Source organism: Geobacter sp. AOG1, assembly GCF_019972315.1.
Classification (GTDB): domain Bacteria; phylum Desulfobacterota; class Desulfuromonadia; order Geobacterales; family Geobacteraceae; genus Geomobilimonas.
Window position 1 is genome coordinate 2,636,904 of sequence record NZ_BLIZ01000001.1, and the last position, 23,664, is coordinate 2,660,567.

A 23,664-nucleotide genomic window follows, 5' to 3' on the forward strand; every position below is an offset into this window, starting at 1 on the left:
CCTTGAAGTGGCTCGCCCAGATAGACCTGGCGGCGAGTTTCTGTTTTGTTCGAATGGAGTGCTTTATTGAGAACATTTTTAGCTACAAAGAAGCTTGAATCGGCTCTGGCCCTCTTCCTCGCAGGGGGAGTGGCCATTTTCCTAATAAACGCACTTTTTGCGCATCCCTGGACAGACGACTATATCTACTCAGCAATTTCCAGGGACAAGGGTTTTGCCGATTCCTTCATTTTCTGGTTCAACAATGTAACAGGGCGCTACTTTTCCACCAGTCTATTACTGGTAAACCCCATGGTCTACGGTCAATTGTGGGGTTACAAATTGCTCCCTTTTCTGCTCTATACCACGCTCTTTGGTACCCTTATATTCGTTCTCGAGGAAATCACAACTGGCCACCTCTCCCTACAGCAAAGTTTCCTGTTTGTTCTCGCGCTTCTCTTCGTCTATCTCGACCAGATGCCTGATATTCGTTCAGGTATTTACTGGATGACAGGGACTATCACCTATCTTGCGGGAACAATCCTGCTGTTCCTCCTCTTGATGGTTATGATCCGCATTCTGAAGCGCGGGGAGGATGGAGGATCATTGCTCACCTGGAGCGGTGTCGTTCTCGGGCTTTGTCTGCCCGGAACCAATGAGATTATCTTGGCAGTATTGATCCCTATGGTAGTGTTTTTCCTCTTCTTGGATTATCGTCAGGGACATATAGTCAACCGCCATTTGCTGCTCATTCTGGCTGCTGTCCTTCTGGGGAGTTGCTTCGCGCTCCTGGCACCGGGGAATGCTGTGCGCCTGGGGAGCTACCCTGGGAGTCGAAATATACTGCAGTCGATGATTCAGTCAGGGGCCGCAACCCTCTCATCGCTGAAGCTCTGGCTCGGCACTCCACATGTCATGGTGCTGACTCTGCTAGTGGCGATGGCTACCCGTCGCATGCCTTCGTTGCAGGGTCTCGGCAGGGGGGTGCACCCGGTTATTTCCTCCGCGTTGCTCCTTCTCTTTATTTTCGGCTGTTACTTTCCCCCTTACTGGAGCATGGGCATTAATCCTCCGGACCGAGTGGTGAACTTGATCTACCTTTTATTTCTCGTGGTCTGGCTTTTCAATGTTGTGGTGATCACTGTGCGCTTCGACCCGCGAGTCTTTGATGTTATCGGCGGCCTGCGGATGGCTTTCGTGGTGCCACTCCTTGTTGCCTACACGCTTTTCCTCCTCAGTCTCGGGCATTCGAATCTTGTTATGGTCGCCGGTGATTTGGTTAGCGGAAGAAGCTACCGCTTCGATCGGGAATTGCGGCAGAGGTATGCCCAGATAAAGGCAGATCCGAAACCCGACTGTGAAGTTGATGTTTTGAAATATGTTCCGAAAAGCCTCTTTTTCTCGGACATTTATTTTGTAAATAGGGACTGGATTAACCAGAGTTACGCCGATTACTATGGGAAAAGTTCAATCATCCTGAGAAGAATTCGGTCGGTACAATGAGAGAGAAGCGTTTCCGAAATAATGAAACAACATATGTGGGACGACTCTCATGGGATCTGAAGACACCAGTTGTACTCATGATCTTTAACCGTCCTGAAACGACACACCAGGTTTTTGAAGCAGTTCGTGCCGTTCGTCCTCGACAACTACTGGTCGTTGCTGATGGCCCCCGCCCCCTTAATCAGGGAGAAGTGGAGCGCTGTCGTGAGACCAGGGCAATTATTGAGTCTGTGGACTGGGACTGTCAGGTTCTTACCAACTACTCCTCTGAAAATCTTGGCTGTATGCGACGGGTTTCAAGTGGTTTGGACTGGGTATTCCAAGAAGTTGATGAGGCAATTATTCTTGAAGATGATTGCCTCCCTCATCCGTCATTTTTTAGGTATTGTAGTGAACTGCTGGAGTATTACCGTAACGAGTCACAAATCGCTCAAATTTGTGGAGCGAATTTTCAATTCAATCGTTGTCAATTACCGTACAGTTATTATTTTTCCCGTTATAACCATATTTGGGGATGGGCTTCTTGGAAACGAGCATGGGAGTCGCATGACAATGAAATGACCGACTGGCCAGACCTCAGAAAAAGTAAGTTGCTTGAGAATATTCTTTCCGGTAAGAAGGAGACGACTTACTGGACAGATGTACTCGATAGGGTCTATGCCGGCGAAATTGACACGTGGGACTGTCGCTGGACCTTATCCTGCTGGAAGAATCGAATGCTGTCAGTAATACCATCTGTAAACTTGGTTTCCAATATAGGATTTGGCCCAGGGGCCACTCATACACCAGTCCCGAATAGATATGCATCAATGGAGACTGAGTCAATTGCTTTTCCGTTATGTCATCCTTCAGTTATAGAGGTAGATTCTGAAGCGGATGACTACACGGGGAAAACCATGTTTCGTACCCCTACCATGACTGACCGAATCATCAATAGATTCCGGAGGCATATTTGATGCGGTGCCCTATCTGTTCTGGTTGCGCGGAACATTTCGACAGTGCTGTGATATTGGGTAAGTATGAAGGGCATTTCCTACGCTGTTTATCGTGTGGTTTTCTGTTTGCAGATAATCCGATCTGGCTGGACGAGGCGAATAGCACGGCAATAAATGTAACTGATCTGGGCTTGGTGGGCAGAAACATATGGTTTGCGAACATAGCGCGTTCCGTCGTTTTTTATTTATTTGACTCAAACGGCAAGTTCCTTGACTACGGAGGTGGGACAGGGCTCTTTACCAGATTGATGCGTGATGCGGGATACGATTGGTACTGGTATGACAAATTCTGCCTGAATATCTTTGCAGAGGGGTTTTCAGCAGATATGGGTAGCGGTTTGAGGTATGAACTATTGACCGCTGCTGAGTTGTTTGAGCATCTGGTTGATCCTGTGCAGACCCTTTCTGAGCTGAATAATCTTTCAGAAAACATACTTTTTACAACCCAATTGTTACCTGAGAATCCGCCTAGGCTTGATGCATGGTGGTATTACGGCCTAGAACACGGCCAGCATGTTTCGTTCTTTAGCAGAAAATCGCTGCAGATACTTGCAGAGTCGAGTGGATTAATTATGAAGAGCAACGGTAACAATCTCCATCTCTTTTGCAGAAAAAATATGCCAAATTTGCTCTTCAAGTTTGTCACAAATCCGTTCCTATGTGGAATTACAGCGTTGCTGCATCGCAGAAGTTCTCTTTTGTCTTCCGATTACGAAATAATGCGAAACAGCAAAAGGGTCGTGGATGCGAATCGCACTTAATCTTATTGGATACTCGCCGGGATGCGGTGGCGTAGAAACCTATATCATTAATCTGCTCACGGCACTTCAATGTGCAGACACGGAAAATCACTATCTTGTCCTCTGTGATGATTCGGCCGCTTCAAGTCTGCTACTGGAGGCGGACAACTTCCACTTGAAAACCGTTGCCTACCAAAAATACAGCCTTAAAGGTATGCTGCGCGGGGCGCTCCTAAGAACGGCCGGGTATGATATTCTTGTCCGTGAACTTGCCGGTATTGAAGTAGATGTTATGCATCACCCCTTGACTATATTGAATCCTGCCGGTCTTTCTTATCCTTCGGTTCTAACCTTTCATGACATGCAGCAGGAATATTTTCCAGAATTCTTTTCCCATAAGGAGTTAAGGCAGAGACGCAAGACTTACCAATCATCGGTACAGGAGGCAAATGCGGTCATAGCGGTATCAGCTCATGCCAAAAATTGTCTTGTAGAAAAATACGACATTAGCCCTCTAAAGGTCCATGTCGTCTATTCAGGATGTGGAAATGAATTTTATGTCAGGGAACCGGCATCTTTGTCAAAGACAATTACAACGTTTAGCCTCGAGCGTCCCTTTATGTTTTATCCGGCAGCTACCTGGCCTCACAAAAACCACGTACGTCTTTTAGAGGCACTAAAGCTGCTTATAAACCAAGGCAGTTTCGATGGGGAATTGTTGTTAACCGGGGCACAGAAGAATGCCCACCGGGATGTAAATGAAACTATCAAAAGGCTGAGACTCGAGGCGAAGGTCAGGTGGCTTGGCTATCTTCCGCAGAATGTTATTCCTCAACTTTACAATTTGGCAAGGCTCATGGTGTTCCCATCTCTTTTTGAAGGGTTCGGACTCCCTGTTATTGAGGCTATGGCGTCTGGATGTCCGGTTGTTTGTTCACAAAATAGTTCGCTGCCTGAAGTTGGTGGAAAGGCAGCGGTATACTTTGACCCTCTCAACGCTGAAGACATAGCAGAAAAGATTTCCTCGGTCTGGAGTAATGACGAGACACGGGAGAAAATTCGACAGGAAGGGTTATTGCAAGCCGCGAAGTTTCAATGGGAGATTACCGCGAAAAACACACTAGCAGTCTATCGTCGTGTTAGAGATGAAACAATGATCTAAGAGCTGGATCATAAGTAGAGGGTGTAAAAAGATTTGTGAAAGGGTTGGAGGGAAGGAACAGGTTTACATTCGCTATTGAATATAAAAAACTTAAAATACATAGATCGCGTGATTGGTTCAATAGTAACGGCCTGTCTCCCCAGCGCTCAGGTACGACCGCTTTCCTCCCCCCGCAACTTTCTCCTCATTCGTCCCGGCGGTATAGGCGATGCTGTCCTGCTGGTTCCTGCGATTCTTGCTTTGAAAGATATGTATCCCGATGCGCGGATAACTGTTCTGGCTGAGAAGCGCAATGGAGCCGTCTTTACCTTGTGCCCAGCCATAGATGAGATACTTCACTACGACAGACCTGGCGAGTTGCTGTCGGCTATCCGAAGCCGGTATGACGTGGTGATCGATGCGGAGCAGTGGCATCGTCTATCTGCGGTGGTTGCCCGTATTGTCTCCGCGCCTTGGTCAATCGGGTTTGCCACCAATGGGCGCAAAAAACTCTTTTCTCATCCGGTTCCCTATTCCCATGACGATTACGAGGCCGACAGTTTTTCCCATCTTCTCGGCCCTCTGGGTCTTATGTCTGATGTGCCCGTGCCAGTGTCTTTCCTGACTGTGCCGGAAGTTGCCCGAAGACAGGCTGATAAACTTCTAGAGGTACTGAGCGGGAATTCTTTTGTGACTATTTTCCCCGGAGCCAGCATCCCTGAGCGCCGCTGGTCAGAGGAGAGATTTGCAGCAGTTGCTGCACTGCTGAATGAGCGGGGGGTGTCCGTGGTAGCGGTTGGAGGTGGGGAAGATGCAGCGGTTGGGGAACGGATTCTGGCTGGACGCCGTGGAGTTAATCTGGCAGGTAAAACTTCCCTGTTGGAAACTGCTGCGGTGATTGCCCGCGGTAGGTTGCTGGTGAGCGGAGATTCCGGGGTGCTTCATCTTGCTGTCGGGCTCGGGAAACCTACAGTTTCACTGTTCGGTCCGGGTATTGTCCGGAAATGGGCGCCACGCGGTCCGTCGCATATCGTGCTCAATAAGGGGCTTCCCTGCTCGCCTTGCACGAAATTCGGCTATACCTCGAAATGTTCCATTAACGCCCGCTGCATGGCCGACATCACCGTGGACGAGGTGATACAGGCAGTTGAACTCGTGATGGTTGGACGGAGCAGGGGGGAGGATCAGGAAGGATCCGAAGGCAAGGACATCTCCCATGACCATGGACACGACTAGCCCATGCACAAATGCCTGTCCACTCTATGCGTTTATCAGTAGGAAAGCGCGCCACCTCCTTACGGTTCTTCTGGTAATTTTCCCGTTATTATGGCTCTCCCCCCCTGCACATTCCCGTGCCTGCCCGGAGATTTCCTCCTCCGCTGCCAGTCAACGGATGGCCGCTCTGGCAAACGACATCCGTTACCACAATCAACTGTATTACGAGAAAGCGCAACCGGTTATTAGTGATGCGGAGTATGACCGGCTGTTTGCTGAGCTGGTTCGGCTGGAGGAGTGTTTTCCTGCGTTGACTGCCGCGGATTCACCGACCAGGACGGTGGGCGGCGGAGTGGGTGGTGAAGCACGCACGGTGCAGCATGAACGTCCCATGCTCAGTTTGTCGTCCGCCACTGGCCCGGAGACGATTTTGGCGCTGCTGAAACGGGTAGCGGCAGCCGGTGAGCTGTTGCTGGTCCAGCCCAAGGTGGACGGATTACCGGTGGAACTGGTGTATGATGCCGGCCGGCTGATTTCGGCATCAACGCGTGGGGATGGCCGATTCGGCGAGGAGGTGACAGAGCGGGTTCGAGAAATCCAGGGGATTCCCCTCCTGTTGACCAGTCCGTTTCCCGAACGGGTGGTGGTTCGTGGCGAAGTCTATGCGGATCGTCGGCTTCTGCAGAATTCCGGGGAGGGAACGACACTGGAAACGTATGCCACGCCGCGCCATCTGGCTGCGGGGGCATTGCTGGCACAAAAACCCGATCCAGCTCTGCTGGCAGTTCTTCGCCTGTTCCCTTTTGAGTTGGTGACTGCCGGTTCGAGGGATGAAGGCCCGCGTTCCGACCGGGCGGCATTGCAGTTGCTGTCAGATTGGGGCTTTCCCGTCGTTTCCGATCACACCCGGCAGGTACGGACCTTTGCCGAAGTCAGGGCCGTGTATCAGTCGTACCTGGTGAATCGTGACCAACAGCCATTTTCCATGGACGGGATTGTGGTGAAGGTGGATGATTTGTCTCTGCGGCAGCGGTTAGGAGAAGGGGGAAGGGCGCCTTTCTGGGCCGCTGCATGGAAATTCCCGCCGGTAACGGCCCGGACCCTGGTGCGCGAAATCCGCTGGACGGTCGGTCGCACGGGTCGGCGTACGCCCGTTGCCGAAATTGTGCCAGTGCGTCTCGGTGGCGTGCAGGTCAGCCGGGCTTCGCTGCACAACGATGCCGAGATTTCCCGGCTGGATATTGCGGCCGGGGATCAGGTGATCATTGCATTGGTGGGAGATGTCATTCCCCAGGTACTGGAGGTGGTAGGGCGAGCTCCACGCGATGCAAATTCTGGAGCGACACCGCTACCGGTGCCGGAACCTGCCATTGATGCTTGCCTGCACGATTCGCCCGGTTGTCGGGATCAGTTTCTAGCCAAGGCGACCTATTTTGCCTCTAAGTCGGGGCTGAACATTGAGGGGCTGGGGCGCAAACGCCTGGAAAAGCTGGTTGAAGCCGGACTGGTCGACGACCTCCCCTCCATCTATCGGCTGAAAGCGGAGGCAATGACCGCCGTGCCCGGTTTTGGTACGGAAACGGCGCGGCGTCTGGCGGCGACAATTCGTGCATCCGGTCGTCCGGACCCTTTTCGCCTGGTTGCCGCCCTGGGGATTTCCGGTGTCGGACAGAAGACGGTCCAGCGTCTGGCACGACAGTTTTCTTCCCTGGATGCGCTGCTGGCTGCTGGACAGGAACAGCTGGATGTCCTTTCCGCCGCCGATGCCCGAGCGGTGAAAAACATCCGCAGTTTTTTCCATTCACCGGGAGGAAAAGATCTGCTGACAAAATTTCGAGAACAGGGTATTCTGGCCTTCTCCGGAGAGGCCCGGTAACGCCGCTGCATGATCGATATCATCGTGGACGAGATGGTCCTGTTGGTTGAACTCGTGGTTGCAGCGCCGGTGAGGGAAGAAAAAACGCGAGGGCCAATAAAAACCTTGACTTTCCCGGTGTGAATTGGTATTTAAACAGAGTTTTCACGGAGGCGCGTAGCTCAGGGGTAGAGCACTAGCTCGACACGCTAGGGGTCGGCGGTTCGAAACCGCCCGCGCCTACCAGAAAAACCATGCCGCAGGTTGATCCGACAGGGGCATCGATGTTCGATGCCTCTTTCTGTTAAGGGGCCGTATATGGCTGACATCAGCGTAACACTTCCCGATGGTTCCGCGCGGACTCTCCCCGAAGGGGCAACGGTGCATGACCTTGCCGCTGCCATCGGGAGCGGTCTGGCCAAGGCCGCCATTGCCGGCAGGATTGACGGTTCCCTCGTCGATCTGAGCGCCAGGCTGCTTGACGGCGCCCGGGTTGAGATCATCACCGACAAGAGCCCGGAGGCCCTGGAGATCATCCGCCACTCCACCTCCCACCTCATGGCCCAAGCGGTGAAGAGCATTTTCCCGGAGGCAAAGGTCACCATCGGTCCCGCTATCGAGACCGGCTTCTATTACGATTTTGACGTTGATCACCCCTTCACGCCGGAAGACCTGGAAAAGATCGAGAAGAAGATGGAAGAGCTGGCAAAGGCCGGCCTGAAGATCGAACGCCAAGAGCTGTCGAGTGCCGATGCGGTCAAGCTGTTCCGGGAGATGGGGGAGGATTACAAGGTCGAGTTGATCGAAGACCTCGGTGTCGATCATGTTTCTCTCTATCGCCAGGGGGAATTTGCCGATTTGTGTCGTGGCCCCCACCTGCCCTCTACCTCGTGGTGTAAGGCGTTCAAGGTGACCTCCATAGCGGGGGCTTATTGGCGTGGTGACGAGAAACGCAAGATGCTGCAACGGGTATACGGTACAGCGTTCCCCGACAAGAAACAGTTGGATGAGTATCTGGCCCGGCTGGAAGAGGCGAAGCGTCGTGACCACCGGAAGCTTGGTCGTGAGCTGGATCTCTTTTCCTTCAATGACGAAGTTGGCGCCGGGTTTGCCATCTGGCATCCGAAGGGAGCAATGCTTCGGACCATTATCGAGGACTTTGAGCGCCGGGAACACCTGAAGCGTGGCTACGACATCGTCGTCGGCCCTCAGATTCTCAAGACCGAGTTGTGGCAGCGTTCCGGCCACTACGACAACTACCGCGAAAACATGTACTTCACCGAAGTGGACGAGCAGTCGTTCGGCATCAAGCCTATGAACTGCCTCTCCCACATGATGATCTACAAGTCACACCTGCGCAGCTACCGCGACCTTCCCCTGAGGTTCTTCGAGCTGGGGACGGTCCACCGCCACGAGAGGGCCGGTGTGCTGCACGGCCTTTTACGCGTGCGCTGTTTCACTCAGGACGATGCCCATATCCTCTGCACCCCGGAGCAACTGGACGGAGAGATCAAGGGGGTCATCTCCTTCGTGCAGGATGTCATGGGGGTATTCGGTTTCGAGTTCGAGATGGAACTCTCCACCCGTCCTGAAAAATCCATCGGCTCGGACGAGGACTGGGAGCGCGCCACCAATGCCCTGCTCGGTGCGTTGAAGGATTCGGGGCGTCCCTATGAGATCAATGAGGGTGACGGCGCATTTTACGGTCCCAAAATAGACATCAAGCTGCGCGACTCCCTTGACAGGAGATGGCAGTGTGCTACAATCCAGTGCGATTTTACGCTCCCCGAGCGCTTTGACCTTACCTACATCGACGCGGACGGCGAAAAGAAGCGTCCCGTTATGGTGCACCGTGTCATCCTCGGTTCCATCGAGCGTTTCATCGGCGTACTCATCGAGCATTTTGCCGGAAATTTCCCCGTCTGGCTGTCGCCGGTTCAAGCGACGGTCCTGACGGTCACCGAGAACCAGGTGCCCTATGCCCAGCAAGTGTTCGATACTCTGCGCGGCGCCGGTATCAGGGTTCAGAAGGATTTCCGTAACGAGAAGCTCGGCTTCAAGATCCGCGAGGCACAACTGCAGAAGATTCCTTACATGCTGGTCATCGGTGACAAAGAGGTTGAAAACGGCACGGTAACCCCACGGTTCCGGGACGGCAGCAACCTTTCACCGATGGAGCCGGCTGCATTTGCTGAATATCTTGCCCGCGAAGTGGCGAGTTTCCACTAGGAGGTGGCACCATAGCTAAGCCGACCGTTAACATCAATCAGGCCATACGGGCCAGAGAAGTCCGGGTAATAGGGGCTGACAGCGAGCAGCTCGGCATCCTGACCATTCAGGAGGCACTGACGCTTGCGGAAACCCAGCAGCTTGACCTGGTAGAGGTGTCGCCGACTGCGGTGCCGCCGGTCTGCCGGATCATGGACTTCGGCAAGTTCAAATACCAGCAGAGTAAAAAACTTCAGGAAGCCAAGAAGAAGCAGGTGCATGTCCAGGTCAAGGAAGTGAAACTCCGCCCCAAGACCGACGACCATGACCTTGCATTCAAGATCAAACACGTCCGCCGTTTCCTGGAAGAGGGGAACAAGGCCAAGATCACCGTAGTGTTCCGTGGTCGGGAAATCACCCACATGGAACTTGGGCAGAGGGCGCTGGAGCGATTTATCACCGAACTTGAGGATATTGCGATTATCGAAGTCAGGGCGAAGATGGAAGGACGAAGCATGTTCATGATCGTCGCCCCTAAAATGAAAGTGACTAAATAGGATAACGACCTGTAAGGAGAATAGCATGCCAAAGATCAAGACCAACAGGGGCGCCGCCAAGCGCTTCAAAAAAACCGGTTCCGGCAAGATCAAGCGGAGCCACGCCTTCACCAGCCATATTCTGACGAGTAAGACACGCAAGCGGAAACGTAACCTGCGCAAGAGTGCTGTTATCGAGGCGGTTGACCACAAGAATATCGCCCGGCTCATTCCGTACATGTAGCACAGTGAAAAGTAAAAGGTAAAAAGTGAAAAGGATCTCTTTTAACTTTTCGCCATTCACTTTTCACCGTTTTAAGTCCGCGAACCGTGAGGAAACGTCTCCCCTTGCGGATCCGGCAAATACCAACCAAAGGAGTAACGTATGCCAAGGGTTAAACGAGGTTTTAAAGCGAGACAGAGAAGAAACAAGGTACTCAAGCTGGCAAAGGGGTACCGCGGTGCGCGGAGCAAACTTTTCAGGAGCGCCACTGAAGCGGTGGACCGGGCACTCAATTACGCATTTCGCGACCGCCGTGTCAAGAAACGTGATTTCCGTGCTCTCTGGATCACCCGGATCAATGCGGCGTCCCGGGTCAACGGACTGTCTTACAGTAAACTCATCTTCGGCCTCAAGCAGGCTAAGGTCGAAATCGACCGGAAGGTGTTGGCTGACCTGGCGGTGTCAGACCCCCGCGGCTTCGCGGAGATAGCCGGCTTGGCCAAGGCCAATATCTAACTGAAAACATCGATGGATAAAAAAGGAAATGGGATAGCAGTATCCATTTCTTTTTTTTATCAGAAGGTTGTCATCCATGAAGGATAAACTTGAAGCGCTACTTCAGCAGGCCACTGCCGATCTTGCACAGGCCGGAAGCGAAGATGCCGTCCAGGAACTGCGGGTCAGGTACCTTGGGAAGAAGGGGGAACTGACCGCGGTCATGAAGGGGATTGGCGCCCTGTCCCCGGAAGAACGTCCCCTTATCGGCCAAGTGGTCAACACGGTACGAGACCAGCTTGAAGAACTTCTTGCCGCTACGCTGGCGACGGTACGCAGCCGGAGCAAGGCCCTGCGCCTTCAGTCGGAGCGTCTCGATGTGACCATGCCCGGTCGCCAGCGCCCCATGGGGACGCGGCACCCGGTTACCCTCGTTACCGAGGAAATAGCCGACATCTTTGCCGGCCTCGGTTTTCAAGTGGCAGAAGGACCAGAAATCGAACTTGATTACTATAATTTTGAGGCCCTCAATTTTCCCAAGGACCATCCTGCCCGGGACATGCAGGATACCTTCTTCGTTGACGACAATATTCTTCTCCGGACCCATACTTCGCCGGTCCAGATTCGAACCATGCTCAAGCACGCTCCCCCCGTGCGGATCATCGCCCCCGGTACCGTCTATCGCTGCGATTCGGATGCCACCCACTCTCCCATGTTTCACCAGGTAGAGGGACTCATGGTTGATAAGGGGATAACCTTCGGCGACCTGAAGGGAATCCTCACCATCTTTGTTAAACAGCTGTTCGGTTCTGGTATCGGTGTCCGTCTCCGCCCGAGCTTCTTTCCCTTCACCGAACCATCGGCCGAGGTGGACATTGCCTGCGTCATTTGCAAAGGGAAAGGGTGCCGGGTCTGTAAGAACACCGGCTGGCTGGAGATTCTGGGGGCCGGTATGGTCGATCCGGAAGTTTTCCGGCATGTGCAGTACGATCCGGAGTCTGTCTCCGGTTTCGCCTTCGGGATGGGAATCGAACGGATCGCCATGCTCAAGTACGGAATCGGCGACATGCGGCTCCTGTTCGAGAATGACCTCCGTTTTTTGCGACAGTTTTAAGTTTTACTTTAATAAATCATGGATAAGAGCGTGAATCAATGATAGTTACTTATAACTGGCTCAAGGAATTCGTTGACCTGGAACTTCCTCCATCGCAGCTGGCCGATCTTCTGACCATGCTCGGTCTCGAAGTGGAAGGGGTGACCCCCTGCGGCGAGGGAATGGACGACGTAGTGGTGGCCGTGGTGGAAGAGCGGGCTCAACACCCCAATGCAGACAAGCTCTCCCTCTGCCGTGTTAACAATGGCAGGGAGGTATTGAACATCGTCTGTGGTGCACAGAACTTCACGGCAGGCGACAAGGTCGCTCTGGCCCAGATTGGTGCCACCCTTCCCGGCGACTTCAGGATCAAGCGTTCCAAGATCCGCGGGGAGGAATCCTGCGGAATGCTCTGCTCTGAAAAGGAATTGGGACTGGCCGACGAATCGGCTGGGATCATGATCCTCCCTGCCGATCTTCCCCTTGGCATTCCCGTCTTTACCGCCCTCGGGCTCAAGGATACCATCTTCGAAATCGGGCTGACTCCCAACCGGGCCGACTGTCTGAGTGTGATCGGCATTGCCCGGGAGATCGCCGCCAAACTTGGTAAACAGATTCGTCATCCTGAATTCACCCTTGTGGACAACGGAGCTCTCGTCGCCGACAGGGCCAGCGTGGTCATCGAGGACCCGCAGTTTTGCCCGCGTTACACGGCTCGCTATATCGATGGTTGCCGGATAGCTCCCTCTCCCCGTTGGCTGGTCAACCGGCTCAATGCCGTGGGGATGCGTTCAATTAATAACGTGGTGGACGTAACCAACTATGTTCTTCTCGAATACGGACATCCTCTTCATGCCTTCGATTTCGATCTACTCGCGGGAGGCAAAATCATCGTGAGGCGGGCAGGGGAGGGGGAGAAATTCACCACCCTAGACGGCCAAGAGCGGACACTCACTGCCAATGATCTCACCATCCGCGATGCAACCCGAGGTGTCGCCCTTGCCGGCATAATGGGAGGGGAGAATTCCGAGATCAAGGACAATACCACCAACATCCTGCTGGAGAGCGCCTATTTTAATCCCACAGCCATCAGGTTGACGAGCAAGCGACTCGGTCTCCATACCGAGTCGTCCCATCGCTTCGAGCGTGGAGCGGATATCGCTATCCTGACCCGCGCCCTGGACCGGGCGGCGGCGCTCATTGCCGAACTGGCCGGCGGGACCATTGCCCGGGGCCTCATCGATGTGCACCCGGAGCCGGTCCCCCAGCGGACCATCATGGCTCGGCTTGACCGGATAAACCGGATGCTCGGCATTGCACTCACGACGGACGAAGTTGCCACCATCTTCCGTAACCTTGAGTTCGATGTTGTACAGACTGGGCCCGAGGCTATGGCGGTTACCGTTCCTTCCTTCCGGGTCGACATTGAGCGGGAAATCGACCTGATCGAGGAAGTCGCCCGGCTCCACGGATTCGAGAACATCCCGGTCACCATGCCCAAGGCGAGGGTCTTTTCCGACCGCCCCCCCCGTGCCCAGCGGCTGGAGAAGGAGGCGCGTTCGCTGCTGGTGTCACAGGGGTTCAACGAGGTGATCAACTTCAGCTTCATCGCACCCGAAGCATATGACCGGCTCCAACTGGCGTCGGACGACCAACGTCGCGCTGCGATTAAACTCCGCAACCCCTTGGTGGCTGAGCAATCGGTCATGCGCACTACTCTGTTGCCGAGTCTCCTGGAGACCGCTGCTGCCAATATCAGTCATCGCGAGCTTAACCTGCGCCTTTTCGAGATGCGCCGCGTCTACCACCCTCGTCCCGGCGAGGAGCTTCCCGCCGAGCCCCTCCATATCGCGGCTATCATGACTGGCAGGCGGGAGCCTGAAGGGTGGTGCCAGGGGAACGAACAGGTGGATTTCTACGATGCCAAAGGTATCGTTGAAAACCTTCTCTTTTCCCTGCTTGTTCCGTCGGTGGAGTATGTGTCGGAAAATCCGGAACCCTTCTATCACCCGGGTAAATGCTGCACGGTCCTTGTGGGGGGGAAACCGGTCGGCTCCCTGGGTGAAATCCACCCGGATGTGCAGGATAACTTCGGTCTTTCCCAGCCAGTCTACTATCTGGAACTCGATTTCAACCGGCTGATCGGGCATGGCAAGGAACGGACCGAAGTCCAGGCTCCCTCCCGCTATCCGGATGTTGCCCGTGATATAGCAATGCTGCTGGCAGAGGGGATACCTGCTGTGCAGGTGCTGGACTGTGTTCGGGGTCTTCGCCTCAAGGAAATCGAATCCGTTGCAATCTTTGATCTCTACAAAGGGGAACACGTTCCCGTCGGGCAGAAGAGTCTTGCCATCCGTGTTCGCTACCGTTCTCCGGAACGAACCCTCACCGATGACGAGGTGACCCGCATGCACCAGCGCGTTATAGACGCATTGGTCGGCAAATTAAATATTACGGTGCGGTAAAAATGAGTTGATTATCTTCATCCGCTATGGTATAAACCAACCTCGTTGTCTGCTGAGCCAGGGCGGTGATTATTCAATGTATTGAGGTAGTTATGACTAAAGCTGATATAGTTGAAAAGATCTACGAAAAAGTTGGTTTCTCCAAGAAGGAATCGGCCGAACTGGTGGAGCTTGTTTTTGACATAATCAAGGATACCCTGGAAAGCGGGGACAAGATAAAGATCGCCGGCTTCGGCAACTTCGTCGTGAAGGAGAAGGCCGACCGTCGCGGCAGAAACCCCCAGACCGGCGACGAAATCATTATCGCCGCCCGCAGAATACTCACCTTCAAGCCAAGCCAGGTCCTCAAGGCCTCCATCAACGACAAGTAGCGTTCGGCGGAGGGGGAAGGATGCCAGCCGTCAGTCCCGATAAACTGTATTACCGGATTGGCGAAGTGGCGGCCATAACCTCGCTCAGGCCGTCGGTGCTTCGGTTCTGGGAAACTGAGTTCGGGATGCTGCAGCCGCGAAAAAGCCGCAGCGGACAGCGCCTCTACAGTCAGGAGAACCTGGTTCTCATCCAGGACATCAAGCGATTGCTGTATGTCGAGAAATTGACCATAGAAGGGGCGCGGAAGAGACTGGCCCTTACCAGATCCGGTTTGTTGGGGGGGGAGTCGGCGAGCGCGACCGATGAAGAGGCTCGGAAACTGCTCAGGGAGATCAGAACGGAACTTGAGCAGTTGAGAAAAATTCTGTAAATTCCGGACAGACAGATACATATTTCGGGGCGTAGCGCAGCCTGGTAGCGCACTAGACTGGGGGTCTAGTGGTCGCTGGTTCGAATCCAGTCGCCCCGACCATAACCGACAAAGGGTTTGCAGAGTGATTTGCAGGCCCTTTGTTTTTGTAAAGAGTCACGAGGTTCCCATGAACATCCTGGTCACCAACGACGACGGTATCAATGCACCGGGGATCGTCGCCCTGGCGGATGCACTGGCAGAAGTCGGACGGGTGGGGGTGGTCGCGCCGGATCGGGAACGGAGTGCCGTTGGTCATGCCTTGACGCTCCACCACCCGCTTCGGGCCACACCCCTCGGTAATGACCGCTTTGCCATCGACGGCACCCCCACCGACTGCGTAAATCTCGGCATCCACTCTCTTCTCCCGTTCAAGCCCGATCTCGTCGTCTCGGGTATCAACCGGGGGGCAAACCTGGGGGAGGACATCACCTACTCGGGAACTGTTTCCGCCGCGCTGGAAGCGACCCTCATGGGGATACCAGCTTTTGCCGTCTCCCTCGCCACAGACGGTGAGGGTGCCAATTATGCCGCAGCGGGCGCATTCGCCGCCCGGCTTGCTCGCCATATCCATCGGCACGGATTGCCGACTGACACCTTCCTCAACGTCAACGTCCCCGATCTCCCCTCTGACCAGATTCAATCACCTCTCGTCACCAGCCAGGGGAAACGGCGCTACGAAGGTATGATTATCGACAAGGTCGATCCAAGGGGACGGAATTATTACTGGATTGGTACCGTCGAGCTCAACTTCCTCGACATTCCGGGGAGCGATTACGCTGCTATCTCCCGCCGCCACATATCCGTCACTCCATTACATCTTGACCTCACCAACTATGCGTCTTTTGCCTCCATCGAAGCATGGAATATGGGGTGACTCGCAACTCAGAACCAAACCCGCTTCGAGTCCTGGATTCACCGGTTCTAGAACTGGACATTTCTTGCACCATTTGATATAGTCCCGCCGCGGGGGAGAACGACGTTGATCAATTTCGACATAGCCAGAAAACGGATGGTGGAGAGCCAGATCGTCGGGCGGGGGATAACCGACCGGCGCGTCATCGAGGCAATGCTCAAGGTACCGCGCCATCTGTTCGTGGAAGAGGCGATGGCGGCCCAGGCCTACAGCGACTCTCCTCTCCCCATCGGCGAGAAACAGACTATCTCCCAGCCCTTCATGGTGGCTCTCATGACCGAACTGCTGCACCTGAAAGGAACGGAAAAGGTGCTGGAGATCGGTACCGGTTCTGGCTACCAGGCGGCGGTTCTTGCCGAGACGGCTGGACGGGTCTATACCGTGGAGCGGATCCGCCCACTTGCCCTCCGGGCCCGCAAGGTGCTCGACACCCTCGGCTATCTCACCATCAACCTGAAGATAGACGACGGTAGTGGTGGGTGGGAAGGGGAGGCACCCTTCGATGCCATCATGGTTACCGCCGGCGCGCCGGACGTTCCTCAATCCCTTGTGGAACAGTTGGCTCCTGGCGGCCGGCTTGTCATCCCCGTTGGCAGTCAGTACGAGCAGGTACTCGTACGTGTCACGCGCAACACCGACGGGACGATTACCCGGGAAGAGTCTGTCGGTTGCCGTTTCGTCAAGCTGGTCGGGAAATGCGGCTGGCTCAGCGAAGAATAACCGTATAGTGACCGCGACTGCGGGACTGAAGAGTTTTGAATCGTATAAAGGTGGACATACCGTCATTGTTGAAGGAACTACCCGGAGAAGTGGTGTGAGAACCAGCACCGGGCAAGGGAGCGCAATGAAAAAGAGCGAATTGATGGAAGATGCCGAACAGGTAACGGAAGGGTCGCTGGAACCGGAGGACGATTTGCTGGAGGCGGAACCAGACCCCCTCGAATTTGCCGAGGCCGAAGCGGAGGAGGAAGCCGAAGAGGAAGAGGCGGCGGAGGAAGAAGTGGTAAAGGTCGTCGAGGAGCACTTCGACGACGCTATCAAGCTTTATCTCCGTGAAATCCAACGCACCCGGCTCCTCACCGCCGACGAGGAGAAGGAACTTGCCGGGCGTATTGCCAAGGGGGAGAAGGCCGCCCGGGACAAGATGATCGAGTCCAACCTTCGGCTCGTGGTGAAGATTGCCAAGCGATACATCAATCGCGGTCTTCCCTTCCTCGACCTGATTGAAGAAGGGAACATGGGGCTGATCAAGGCGGTTGAGCGGTTCAAACTCTCCAAGGAGTGCCGATTCTCCACCTACGCCACCTGGTGGATCCGCCAGTCCATCGAACGGGCCCTGGTTAATCAGTCCCGTACCATCCGCCTGCCGGTCCATGTCTCCGACGACATCAACAAGATGCTACGGGTGACCAGAGAACTGGTGCAGAGCATGAACCGAGAGCCCTCCATCAAGGAAGTCTCCACTGCCATGAACGTGAACTCAGCCTATGTGCGCCGACTCATGGTCCTCCTCAAGAAGACCTACTCTATCGAGCGCCCCATGGGGGAGAATAACGACTACTTCCTTATCGATACCATCGAGGATACCTCCACTGTATCGCCGGCCGATCTCCTGGAGGATCTCAATAAGTACGAGTTGCTCGGTGCCTGGTTCGAAACCCTTTCGGAGAGCGAAAAAAAGATACTTACCCTCCGGTTCGGCCTGGACGACAAGGAACCCCAGACCCTCGATACCATCGGCCGCAGTTTTGGCGTCACCCGCGAGCGAATCCGCCAGATCGAGGCAAAATCACTGGAAAAGCTGCGCAAAATCGTTGAATCCCACGAACTGCCGCGGCGTACGGAATAATCTTTAGCAAGGAGTAGATTTACATGGACGATCTGAAGAACATTATCCGCGACATCCCCGACTTTCCCAAAAAGGGGATCATCTTCAAGGACATCACCACACTGCTGTCTGATGCCAAATCATACCAGCGGATGATCGACTCCATAGCGAACCGTTACGTGGGACAGCGGATTGACAAGGTGGTGGGGGTCGAGGCCCGGGGCTTCATCATCGGCGCTGCCCTTGCTTACAAACTGAACGCGGGAATCGTTCTCGTCCGCAAACCGGGCAAACTCCCCGCCGAGACTTTCAAGAAAACCTACGATCTGGAATACGGAACCGACACTCTTGAGATGCATACCGACGCCATCAAAAAGGGGGAGCGTATCCTCATCGCCGACGATCTCCTTGCTACCGGTGGGACAATGGGGGCGGTTGTGGACATGGTGAACAGCATGGGGGGGGAGATTGTCGAATGCTGCTTCATGGCCGAACTGGAGTTTCTGGATGGCCGGAAAAAGCTCCCCGCCGGCAAGGTATTCTCTCTATTGAAATTTTGAAGCGGACAACGGGCAATTTTTATCGGCCCCAACCCCGAGTCCCGGATCACGGCTTTTAGGCTTGAAAAGCAGGGGAGGGTGGGGTATAAATGAGCACTCATGTCCCCGTAGCTCAGCAGGATAGAGCACTTCCCTCCTAAGGAAGGGGCCGGACGTTCGAATCGTCTCGGGGACGCCAAACCCAATAAAAGTATGGCAAATGTATAGACTTGCTGGTACTTTTTTTCTCGAAACCTCCTAGAAATCCGGATTGCGAATTTATCGCGAACATTCTGGCTTTTTAGGGGGTTTTTCTATGTCACCTTACCTGTCGAAAAGAGGGCGAAGATATTCATATTGTAGAAGAGTCCCGCTCGATGTTGCGTTTGCCTATCGCTCCCATTGACAATGAGCGTAGCGCTGACAAGATAGTTTTCCTTGCGAATAGGTTCAAGCCATTCATCTCTTTCCATTAAAAACCCTCAGAACGTCGTGATTCCATCGTGCGTAGTAGTATTATACATACGGTGGCATGTCAATCGGATGTAGCTCTCTTTATGTGCCGATGTCTAAGGGTGAAAATGGTACTTTTGACACGGGTACTTGACAAACTGGCTATTCCGGTGAATCCGACTAAAGGAACTGATGTGAAGGCGACCGGTCATCCACTGTGAAACCGACCAGCGTTCCTGCGAAAGCGACCAAGGTGTTGTAGCCGCAAGGTAAGATTCCTATTTGTCCTAGGTTCAGTATTATAGTCAAAAGTTTCCAGTTCCCCCCCATTCACTCTTTACAGATTTTCCCCTTGCATTTTCTTTTCCGGTCAATTATAGTTGAGTAAGTACTCGGTTAAGAAATGGATATTTTATGGCTCGCCCAAAAAGTGAAGACAAGCAAAAAGCAATTCTTAACGCAGCTATCCAGGAAATAGCTGAACATGGGGTAAGTGCGCCTACAGCACGTATTGCCAAGATTGCTGGAGTTGGTGAAGGAAGCCTGTTCACTTATTTCAGCAACAAGGATGAACTGCTGAACCAGCTTTACTTGTATATAAAGGAAGAGCTTCGTGAGTCCATGATGTCAGACTATCCAAAGACAGAGAGTGTCCAGAATCGCATCAGACATGCTTGGAATACATATGTTAAGTGGGGTGTAGCCAATCCTCAGAAGCGGATAGTGCTTGCAAAGCTGGGTATGTCAAACAAGGTAAGTGAGCAAACCAAGACGCAAGGTAGCGAAGCATTTGCAGACATCTTCAATATGATTAGCGAAAGCACTGCCAATGGACTTTTGCGTAATTATCCGACCAGTTTTTTATCTGCAATAATGGGGTCGCTGGCTGATACGACAATGAATTTCATTGCTGGGAATCCTGCTCAAACTGAATACTTCAATAATGCCGGTTTTGAGGCGTTCTGGAGTGCAATAGTAAACGCATAGTTTTTTTTGTGCTTATAAATGAGCGAGTACTCGCTCTATAGCAACAATAAAAGGAGTCACAAATGTCAAAAGTATGGCTTGTTACAGGAAGTTCACGTGGTTTGGGTCGTAACATTGTAGAAGTAGCACTTGAAGCAGGGGAAATGGTTGTAGCCACTGCACGTAAACCGGAACAGCTTCAAGACTTGGTTGAGCGATACGGAGACCAAGTTCGTACAATTGCTCTTGATGTTACAAATCCAGAGTCTGCTACAAATGCAGTAAAAGCTGCTGTCGAAGCCTTTGGACGAATTGATGTCCTGGTGAACAATGCAGGATACGGTGATATTGCCAGCGTCGAGGATGTTACTATTGATGATTTTAAGGCTCAAATCGATACGAACTTTTATGGTGTTGTGTATATGACAAAAGCAGTATTACCTGTGATGCGACAGCAAGGTTCAGGGCACATAATACAGGTTTCGTCAATAGGTGGTCGTTCAGGAGCACCTGGTTTGGCAGGTTATCAGAGTGCAAAATGGGCTGTTGGTGGTTTTTCAACTGTTCTCACTCAAGAAGTCGCTCCATTTGGAATTAAAGTAACAGTTCTTGAACCAGGCGGCATGCGTACCGATTGGGCGGGGACATCTATGACTATTCCTCCAATCAGCAAACCATACGAACAGACAGTGGGAGCATTTGTTGGTTTTCTCAAAACCATCGCTGGTAACGAGGTGAGTGACCCTGTAAAAGTGGCAAAGGTTATTGTAGAACTAATCGATATGCCAGAGCCACCATTTCGCCTTCTTATAGGCACTGATGCAGTGTTTGTTGCAGATTCATGTGCCAAGAACCTTGCTGATTCTGATGCGAAGTGGCGTAGCTTGAGTGAGTCAGTTGGATTTGAATCTAATCCAAAATAACTGCTGAAATTATGAAGAAGTTTAACGAACATCCCAAATAACGAGGATATAGTGTGAAAATCATAATATTTGGTGCAACTGGCATGGTTGGACAGGGGGTATTGCGTGAATGCCTTCTTGCACGGGATGTTGAAAGAGTGCTGACCGTGGGGCGTTCGACAACTGGTCAACATCATCCGAAGTTAACAGAACTGGTGCATGCGGATTTATTCGATTACACCGCTATCGAGTCAGAGCTGCAAAACTTAGATGCCTGTTTTTTCTGCCTTGGTGCTTCCGCAGCAGGTTTGACAGAAGCCGAGTATTGCCGATTAAATCATGATTTACCACTATTGGCCGCTCGAACCTTGGCACGGTTAAATTCGCAGATGACCTTTGTCTATGTGTCAGGTGCAGGCACAGATAGCACCGAATCAGGACGAACCATGTGGGCAAGGGTCAAGGGCAGAACAGAGAATGACCTGCTACGACTCCCCTTTAAAGCAGTGTATCTATTCCGTCCTGGAATCATCCAGCCATTACATGGTGCACGTTCTAAGACACCAATGTACCGGTTGTTTTACACGATGTTCAAACTTGTGTTCCCGTTATTGCGTGCGGTACTGCCCAATGAGATTCTGACGACAGAATCCATTGGGCAAGCCATGCTATCAGTAGCCCGACAAGGTGCCGTAAAAGCAGTGTTAGAAGCCAGGGACATCAATGCCTGCATAAAATAAGAAATATTCATCACAAGTCAGTTTTATGGTCAAGTGTTATGCCCTCGAAATGGAGCTGACTGGATGTGGGCAGGGCGTGCGATTACCGGCAAGTTGGAAGCCGCTGAATGGTACGAGAAGAATAAAGAAAAGATGCAACTTCATATTTTAACGCGGGAGTTTGTAGAAGTCACCCTCAAGAATATCTGAAACGCAAGAAGGGCGGCAGTCCCCCAACTGTCGCCCCTCCATATTTCGCCCTCACGCCACGAACTCGCCACGGCCTATACTTGACTATGTATTACCTTTGATATTTGCACCCCCTCCCGGCTGCACCTCTTGCAATGTTATCCTGCCATCCTCGCTGATGGTGCCTATCATAGTAGCTCCAAGCGCTTCCGCATCCCTGCACATTTGGCACGGGACTACAAATTCCGGGGCTGCATGACAGACCAACCGGGCGGCCCTCGCCACAAACTCCTGATACTCGGCGACTCGCCGCCGACCGGCTGACTCCCGGCGCCACCATTGCAGGCAACTGCTACTTCATCACCAACGGCGAACCGATCCCCCTCTGGGACATGGTCAACAGGATACTCGCCGCAGCGGGCCTGCCGCCAGTTTCGGGGAGCGTATCGCCAGCCGTGGCATGAATTACCTCCTGCAACGTGTTAAGAAAATGTCCCGGCGAAATGGATTATGACTAGAGAATTGAAATAGACTCTTTTAATAAAAACCTGTATATGATTCAGTTGTCGCTTGATTGATTATTGTCGCAACAAGCAAAAAAATGTAAGTTCTTAGTCTGGCCATGCTTGAACCGTTCGACAATTAATTTCTCAGTATTCTCAGGAGGATCAATGTTCATAAGGACGTTATTCGCCATCGCTGTCCTGCTTCTCACCTTTGCGCCTGTTAGTGCCGAGATGTACCAATGGGTTGAAGAAAACGGCGTGGTGACTTTCAAGGACACTCCTCCTCCCATCTCCAAGAAACGCAAGAAAGTGAAGACCTACAACGACGGAGACTTCGCCCCAACACCTCCCTCTCAACCGGAACCTGCGGCACGGAGTGGCAGGAGTGCTGCTCTCCCATCGTCACAAGCCGCACACCCTAAAAAAGAGCGCTTTACCGGTACAGTGGAGATGTTCGTCACCAGTTGGTGCGGCTACTGCAAGCAGGCGCAGAATTACATGGCGAGCAAGGGGATCCCCTATGTGGCATACGATATTGAAACGGACAGTGCTGCCAATCGGCGCCACAAGGAGCTTGGCGGTCGTGGCGTTCCGCTGATCATCATCGGATCGAACAAGATGTCCGGCTTTTCGCCGGAATCGTTAGAATATTATCTGAATAACAGCAGGTGAGGAAAACGGAATAATCGAATCAACCCTTGAATATTGAAAAATGGGCTGTTAAAAAATACGGACGGTAGTGGTTGTAAAACGTGGTGTGTGGACACAGTTTAATTTATACCCCAGAGGAGGTTGTCGTGAATTATACGTATCCGCCAGTCAAAATGGTCATCAGTGTTTTCGTTAGTATCCTCCTGATATTGTCGTTTAACGGGATATCCCTTGCCGCATCAGACTATCGGCTCGCCAAGGGGCAGACAATCTATGTGCCCGTCTATTCCAATATTTTCAGCGCCCCCCGGAAAATCCCGTTCAATCTGGCAACGTTGCTGAGTATTCGGAATACGGACATGTCCAATTCAATCACCATCGTTTCCGCCGATTACTATGACACCAAGGGGAAGCTGGTGAGAAAATATTACCAGCAGCCAATGACACTGATGCCGCTGGAATCGACATCGATTTATATCCCGGAAGACGACACGGTCGGCGGCGCAGGCGCAAATTTCATCGTCAAATGGACGTCAAGCCGGGAAGTGAATGTCCCCATCGTTGAGTGCGTGATGATCGGCATGAAATCGGGCCAGGGGATTTCCTTTGTGAGCCCGGGGCAGGAAATCCGGGACACTGCCAGGTAAAGTATCAGTGAATGTCAGTGAAGGTGGTCAAGGCTCTCCCACCGAGCTCACCTTCGTCCTTTCTGGCACACAAATACACGGTTTCTTACGCGTTCCCTTCGCATCCAATGTGATCCTTC

General features: G+C 52.9%; 25 protein-coding genes and 3 tRNA genes. 27 read left to right on the plus strand and 1 reads right to left on the minus strand.

Features of this window, described 5'->3' with window-relative positions:
• Positions 1-45 precede the first annotated feature (45 nt).
• The 4 genes from LDN04_RS11990 to LDN04_RS12005 are packed head-to-tail and all read left to right on the plus strand — an operon-like array spanning position 46 to position 4,379.
• The gene (locus LDN04_RS11990; RefSeq protein ID WP_223910733.1) at positions 46-1,482 is read left to right on the plus strand and encodes a DUF6056 family protein; all 1,437 of its coding nucleotides are present in this window, start codon (positions 46-48) and stop codon (positions 1,480-1,482) included.
• On the plus strand, positions 1,479-2,438 hold the full coding sequence (locus LDN04_RS11995) for a glycosyltransferase family A protein (protein WP_223910736.1): 960 nt from the start codon (positions 1,479-1,481) through the stop codon (positions 2,436-2,438). The genes LDN04_RS11990 and LDN04_RS11995 overlap by 4 nt, the downstream gene beginning before the upstream one ends.
• Before the next feature lie 53 nt (positions 2,439-2,491).
• Positions 2,492-3,238 (plus strand): class I SAM-dependent methyltransferase, encoded by a 747-nt coding sequence (locus tag LDN04_RS12000; protein WP_223910739.1) that lies wholly within the window; start codon positions 2,492-2,494, stop codon positions 3,236-3,238.
• Positions 3,222-4,379 (plus strand): glycosyltransferase family 1 protein, encoded by a 1,158-nt coding sequence (locus tag LDN04_RS12005; protein WP_223910742.1) that lies wholly within the window; start codon positions 3,222-3,224, stop codon positions 4,377-4,379. The genes LDN04_RS12000 and LDN04_RS12005 overlap by 17 nt, the downstream gene beginning before the upstream one ends.
• 117 nt (positions 4,380-4,496) lie before the next feature.
• Here LDN04_RS12005 and LDN04_RS12010 read toward each other — a convergent pair whose 3' ends face one another.
• Positions 4,497-4,793 carry a hypothetical protein gene (locus LDN04_RS12010; RefSeq protein WP_223913412.1) on the minus strand — a complete coding sequence of 99 codons (297 nt, stop codon included), beginning with the start codon at positions 4,791-4,793 and terminating at the stop codon, positions 4,497-4,499.
• 12 nt (positions 4,794-4,805) lie between these two features.
• Between LDN04_RS12010 and LDN04_RS12015 the strand changes: the two genes are divergently transcribed.
• From LDN04_RS12015 to LDN04_RS12120, 23 genes are all read left to right on the plus strand, one after another.
• Entirely contained in the window at positions 4,806-5,594 is a 789-nt protein-coding gene (locus LDN04_RS12015) for a glycosyltransferase family 9 protein (protein WP_374045170.1), read from the plus strand.
• A gap of 157 nt (positions 5,595-5,751) precedes the next feature.
• A complete protein-coding gene (gene ligA, locus LDN04_RS12020; protein WP_223910746.1) occupies positions 5,752-7,449 on the plus strand; it encodes an NAD-dependent DNA ligase LigA in 1,698 nt (565 codons plus the stop codon).
• Positions 7,450-7,599: 150 nt separating this feature from the next.
• A tRNA-Val gene (locus tag LDN04_RS12025) sits at positions 7,600-7,674 on the plus strand.
• Positions 7,675-7,746: 72 nt separating this feature from the next.
• Complete coding sequence (gene thrS / locus LDN04_RS12030; protein ID WP_223910749.1) at positions 7,747-9,657, plus strand: threonine--tRNA ligase; 1,911 nt, start codon at positions 7,747-7,749, stop codon at positions 9,655-9,657.
• Positions 9,658-9,668: 11 nt separating this feature from the next.
• Entirely contained in the window at positions 9,669-10,193 is a 525-nt protein-coding gene (gene infC, locus LDN04_RS12035) for a translation initiation factor IF-3 (protein ID WP_223913384.1), read from the plus strand.
• Between the two features lie 25 nt (positions 10,194-10,218).
• Positions 10,219-10,416 carry a 50S ribosomal protein L35 gene (gene rpmI / locus LDN04_RS12040; protein ID WP_223910752.1) on the plus strand — a complete coding sequence of 66 codons (198 nt, stop codon included), beginning with the start codon at positions 10,219-10,221 and terminating at the stop codon, positions 10,414-10,416.
• A 141-nt stretch (positions 10,417-10,557) separates the two neighbouring features.
• Positions 10,558-10,911, plus strand: coding sequence for a 50S ribosomal protein L20 (gene rplT / locus LDN04_RS12045; protein ID WP_223910755.1), 354 nt, complete (start codon positions 10,558-10,560; stop codon positions 10,909-10,911).
• A gap of 76 nt (positions 10,912-10,987) precedes the next feature.
• On the plus strand, positions 10,988-12,004 hold the full coding sequence (pheS, locus tag LDN04_RS12050) for a phenylalanine--tRNA ligase subunit alpha (protein WP_223910758.1): 1,017 nt from the start codon (positions 10,988-10,990) through the stop codon (positions 12,002-12,004).
• A 38-nt stretch (positions 12,005-12,042) separates the two neighbouring features.
• Positions 12,043-14,448 (plus strand): phenylalanine--tRNA ligase subunit beta, encoded by a 2,406-nt coding sequence (gene pheT, locus LDN04_RS12055; RefSeq protein WP_223910761.1) that lies wholly within the window; start codon positions 12,043-12,045, stop codon positions 14,446-14,448.
• A 92-nt stretch (positions 14,449-14,540) separates the two neighbouring features.
• A complete protein-coding gene (locus tag LDN04_RS12060; protein WP_214175028.1) occupies positions 14,541-14,819 on the plus strand; it encodes an integration host factor subunit alpha in 279 nt (92 codons plus the stop codon).
• A 20-nt stretch (positions 14,820-14,839) separates the two neighbouring features.
• Positions 14,840-15,190 (plus strand): MerR family transcriptional regulator, encoded by a 351-nt coding sequence (locus LDN04_RS12065; RefSeq protein WP_223910764.1) that lies wholly within the window; start codon positions 14,840-14,842, stop codon positions 15,188-15,190.
• A gap of 25 nt (positions 15,191-15,215) precedes the next feature.
• Positions 15,216-15,292, plus strand: a tRNA-Pro gene (locus tag LDN04_RS12070).
• A gap of 67 nt (positions 15,293-15,359) precedes the next feature.
• Positions 15,360-16,106, plus strand: a complete 747-nt coding sequence (surE, locus tag LDN04_RS12075; protein ID WP_223910768.1) for a 5'/3'-nucleotidase SurE — start codon at positions 15,360-15,362, stop codon at positions 16,104-16,106.
• Positions 16,107-16,214: 108 nt separating this feature from the next.
• Positions 16,215-16,865 (plus strand): protein-L-isoaspartate(D-aspartate) O-methyltransferase, encoded by a 651-nt coding sequence (locus LDN04_RS12080; RefSeq protein WP_223913385.1) that lies wholly within the window; start codon positions 16,215-16,217, stop codon positions 16,863-16,865.
• A gap of 142 nt (positions 16,866-17,007) precedes the next feature.
• The gene (locus tag LDN04_RS12085; RefSeq protein WP_223913386.1) at positions 17,008-17,994 is read left to right on the plus strand and encodes an RNA polymerase sigma factor RpoD/SigA; all 987 of its coding nucleotides are present in this window, start codon (positions 17,008-17,010) and stop codon (positions 17,992-17,994) included.
• A gap of 23 nt (positions 17,995-18,017) precedes the next feature.
• The gene (locus tag LDN04_RS12090; protein WP_223910771.1) at positions 18,018-18,533 is read left to right on the plus strand and encodes an adenine phosphoribosyltransferase; all 516 of its coding nucleotides are present in this window, start codon (positions 18,018-18,020) and stop codon (positions 18,531-18,533) included.
• A gap of 101 nt (positions 18,534-18,634) precedes the next feature.
• A tRNA-Arg gene (locus LDN04_RS12095) sits at positions 18,635-18,711 on the plus strand.
• Positions 18,712-19,379: 668 nt separating this feature from the next.
• Positions 19,380-19,952, plus strand: a complete 573-nt coding sequence (locus LDN04_RS12100; RefSeq protein ID WP_223910774.1) for a TetR/AcrR family transcriptional regulator — start codon at positions 19,380-19,382, stop codon at positions 19,950-19,952.
• 62 nt (positions 19,953-20,014) lie between these two features.
• On the plus strand, positions 20,015-20,854 hold the full coding sequence (locus tag LDN04_RS12105) for an SDR family NAD(P)-dependent oxidoreductase (protein ID WP_223910777.1): 840 nt from the start codon (positions 20,015-20,017) through the stop codon (positions 20,852-20,854).
• 53 nt (positions 20,855-20,907) lie between these two features.
• Entirely contained in the window at positions 20,908-21,573 is a 666-nt protein-coding gene (locus LDN04_RS12110; protein ID WP_223910780.1) for an NAD-dependent epimerase/dehydratase family protein, read from the plus strand.
• Positions 21,574-21,636: 63 nt separating this feature from the next.
• Complete coding sequence (locus tag LDN04_RS16845; protein WP_255573406.1) at positions 21,637-21,762, plus strand: hypothetical protein; 126 nt, start codon at positions 21,637-21,639, stop codon at positions 21,760-21,762.
• A 650-nt stretch (positions 21,763-22,412) separates the two neighbouring features.
• Positions 22,413-22,919, plus strand: coding sequence for a glutaredoxin domain-containing protein (locus LDN04_RS12115; RefSeq protein WP_223910783.1), 507 nt, complete (start codon positions 22,413-22,415; stop codon positions 22,917-22,919).
• Positions 22,920-23,071: 152 nt separating this feature from the next.
• The gene (locus LDN04_RS12120; protein ID WP_223913387.1) at positions 23,072-23,545 is read left to right on the plus strand and encodes a DUF3124 domain-containing protein; all 474 of its coding nucleotides are present in this window, start codon (positions 23,072-23,074) and stop codon (positions 23,543-23,545) included.
• The last annotated feature ends 119 nt before the right edge of the window (positions 23,546-23,664 follow it).

What these genes read in the sequence shown, in the direction of transcription:
- LDN04_RS12115 (WP_223910783.1), top strand. Translation starts at nt 22,413, where the DNA reads ATGTTCATAAGGACGTTATTCGCCATCGCTGTCCTGCTTCTCACCTTT.
- LDN04_RS12090 (WP_223910771.1), top strand. Translation starts at nt 18,018, where the DNA reads ATGGACGATCTGAAGAACATTATCCGCGACATCCCCGACTTTCCCAAA.
- LDN04_RS12120 (WP_223913387.1), top strand. Translation starts at nt 23,072, where the DNA reads ATGGTCATCAGTGTTTTCGTTAGTATCCTCCTGATATTGTCGTTTAAC.
- LDN04_RS11995 (WP_223910736.1), top strand. Translation starts at nt 1,479, where the DNA reads ATGAGAGAGAAGCGTTTCCGAAATAATGAAACAACATATGTGGGACGA.
- LDN04_RS12085 (WP_223913386.1), top strand. Translation starts at nt 17,008, where the DNA reads ATGGAAGATGCCGAACAGGTAACGGAAGGGTCGCTGGAACCGGAGGAC.
- pheT (WP_223910761.1), top strand. Translation starts at nt 12,043, where the DNA reads ATGATAGTTACTTATAACTGGCTCAAGGAATTCGTTGACCTGGAACTT.
- rplT (WP_223910755.1), top strand. Translation starts at nt 10,558, where the DNA reads ATGCCAAGGGTTAAACGAGGTTTTAAAGCGAGACAGAGAAGAAACAAG.
- LDN04_RS12100 (WP_223910774.1), top strand. Translation starts at nt 19,380, where the DNA reads ATGGCTCGCCCAAAAAGTGAAGACAAGCAAAAAGCAATTCTTAACGCA.
- surE (WP_223910768.1), top strand. Translation starts at nt 15,360, where the DNA reads ATGAACATCCTGGTCACCAACGACGACGGTATCAATGCACCGGGGATC.
- LDN04_RS12005 (WP_223910742.1), top strand. Translation starts at nt 3,222, where the DNA reads ATGCGAATCGCACTTAATCTTATTGGATACTCGCCGGGATGCGGTGGC.
- rpmI (WP_223910752.1), top strand. Translation starts at nt 10,219, where the DNA reads ATGCCAAAGATCAAGACCAACAGGGGCGCCGCCAAGCGCTTCAAAAAA.
- LDN04_RS12105 (WP_223910777.1), top strand. Translation starts at nt 20,015, where the DNA reads ATGTCAAAAGTATGGCTTGTTACAGGAAGTTCACGTGGTTTGGGTCGT.
- LDN04_RS12010 (WP_223913412.1), bottom strand. Translation starts at nt 4,793, where the DNA reads ATGCCACTGCTCCGCATCGATCACCACGTCATACCGGCTTCGGATAGC.
- LDN04_RS12065 (WP_223910764.1), top strand. Translation starts at nt 14,840, where the DNA reads ATGCCAGCCGTCAGTCCCGATAAACTGTATTACCGGATTGGCGAAGTG.
- LDN04_RS16845 (WP_255573406.1), top strand. Translation starts at nt 21,637, where the DNA reads ATGTGGGCAGGGCGTGCGATTACCGGCAAGTTGGAAGCCGCTGAATGG.
- pheS (WP_223910758.1), top strand. Translation starts at nt 10,988, where the DNA reads ATGAAGGATAAACTTGAAGCGCTACTTCAGCAGGCCACTGCCGATCTT.
- LDN04_RS12060 (WP_214175028.1), top strand. Translation starts at nt 14,541, where the DNA reads ATGACTAAAGCTGATATAGTTGAAAAGATCTACGAAAAAGTTGGTTTC.
- thrS (WP_223910749.1), top strand. Translation starts at nt 7,747, where the DNA reads ATGGCTGACATCAGCGTAACACTTCCCGATGGTTCCGCGCGGACTCTC.
- ligA (WP_223910746.1), top strand. Translation starts at nt 5,752, where the DNA reads ATGGCCGCTCTGGCAAACGACATCCGTTACCACAATCAACTGTATTAC.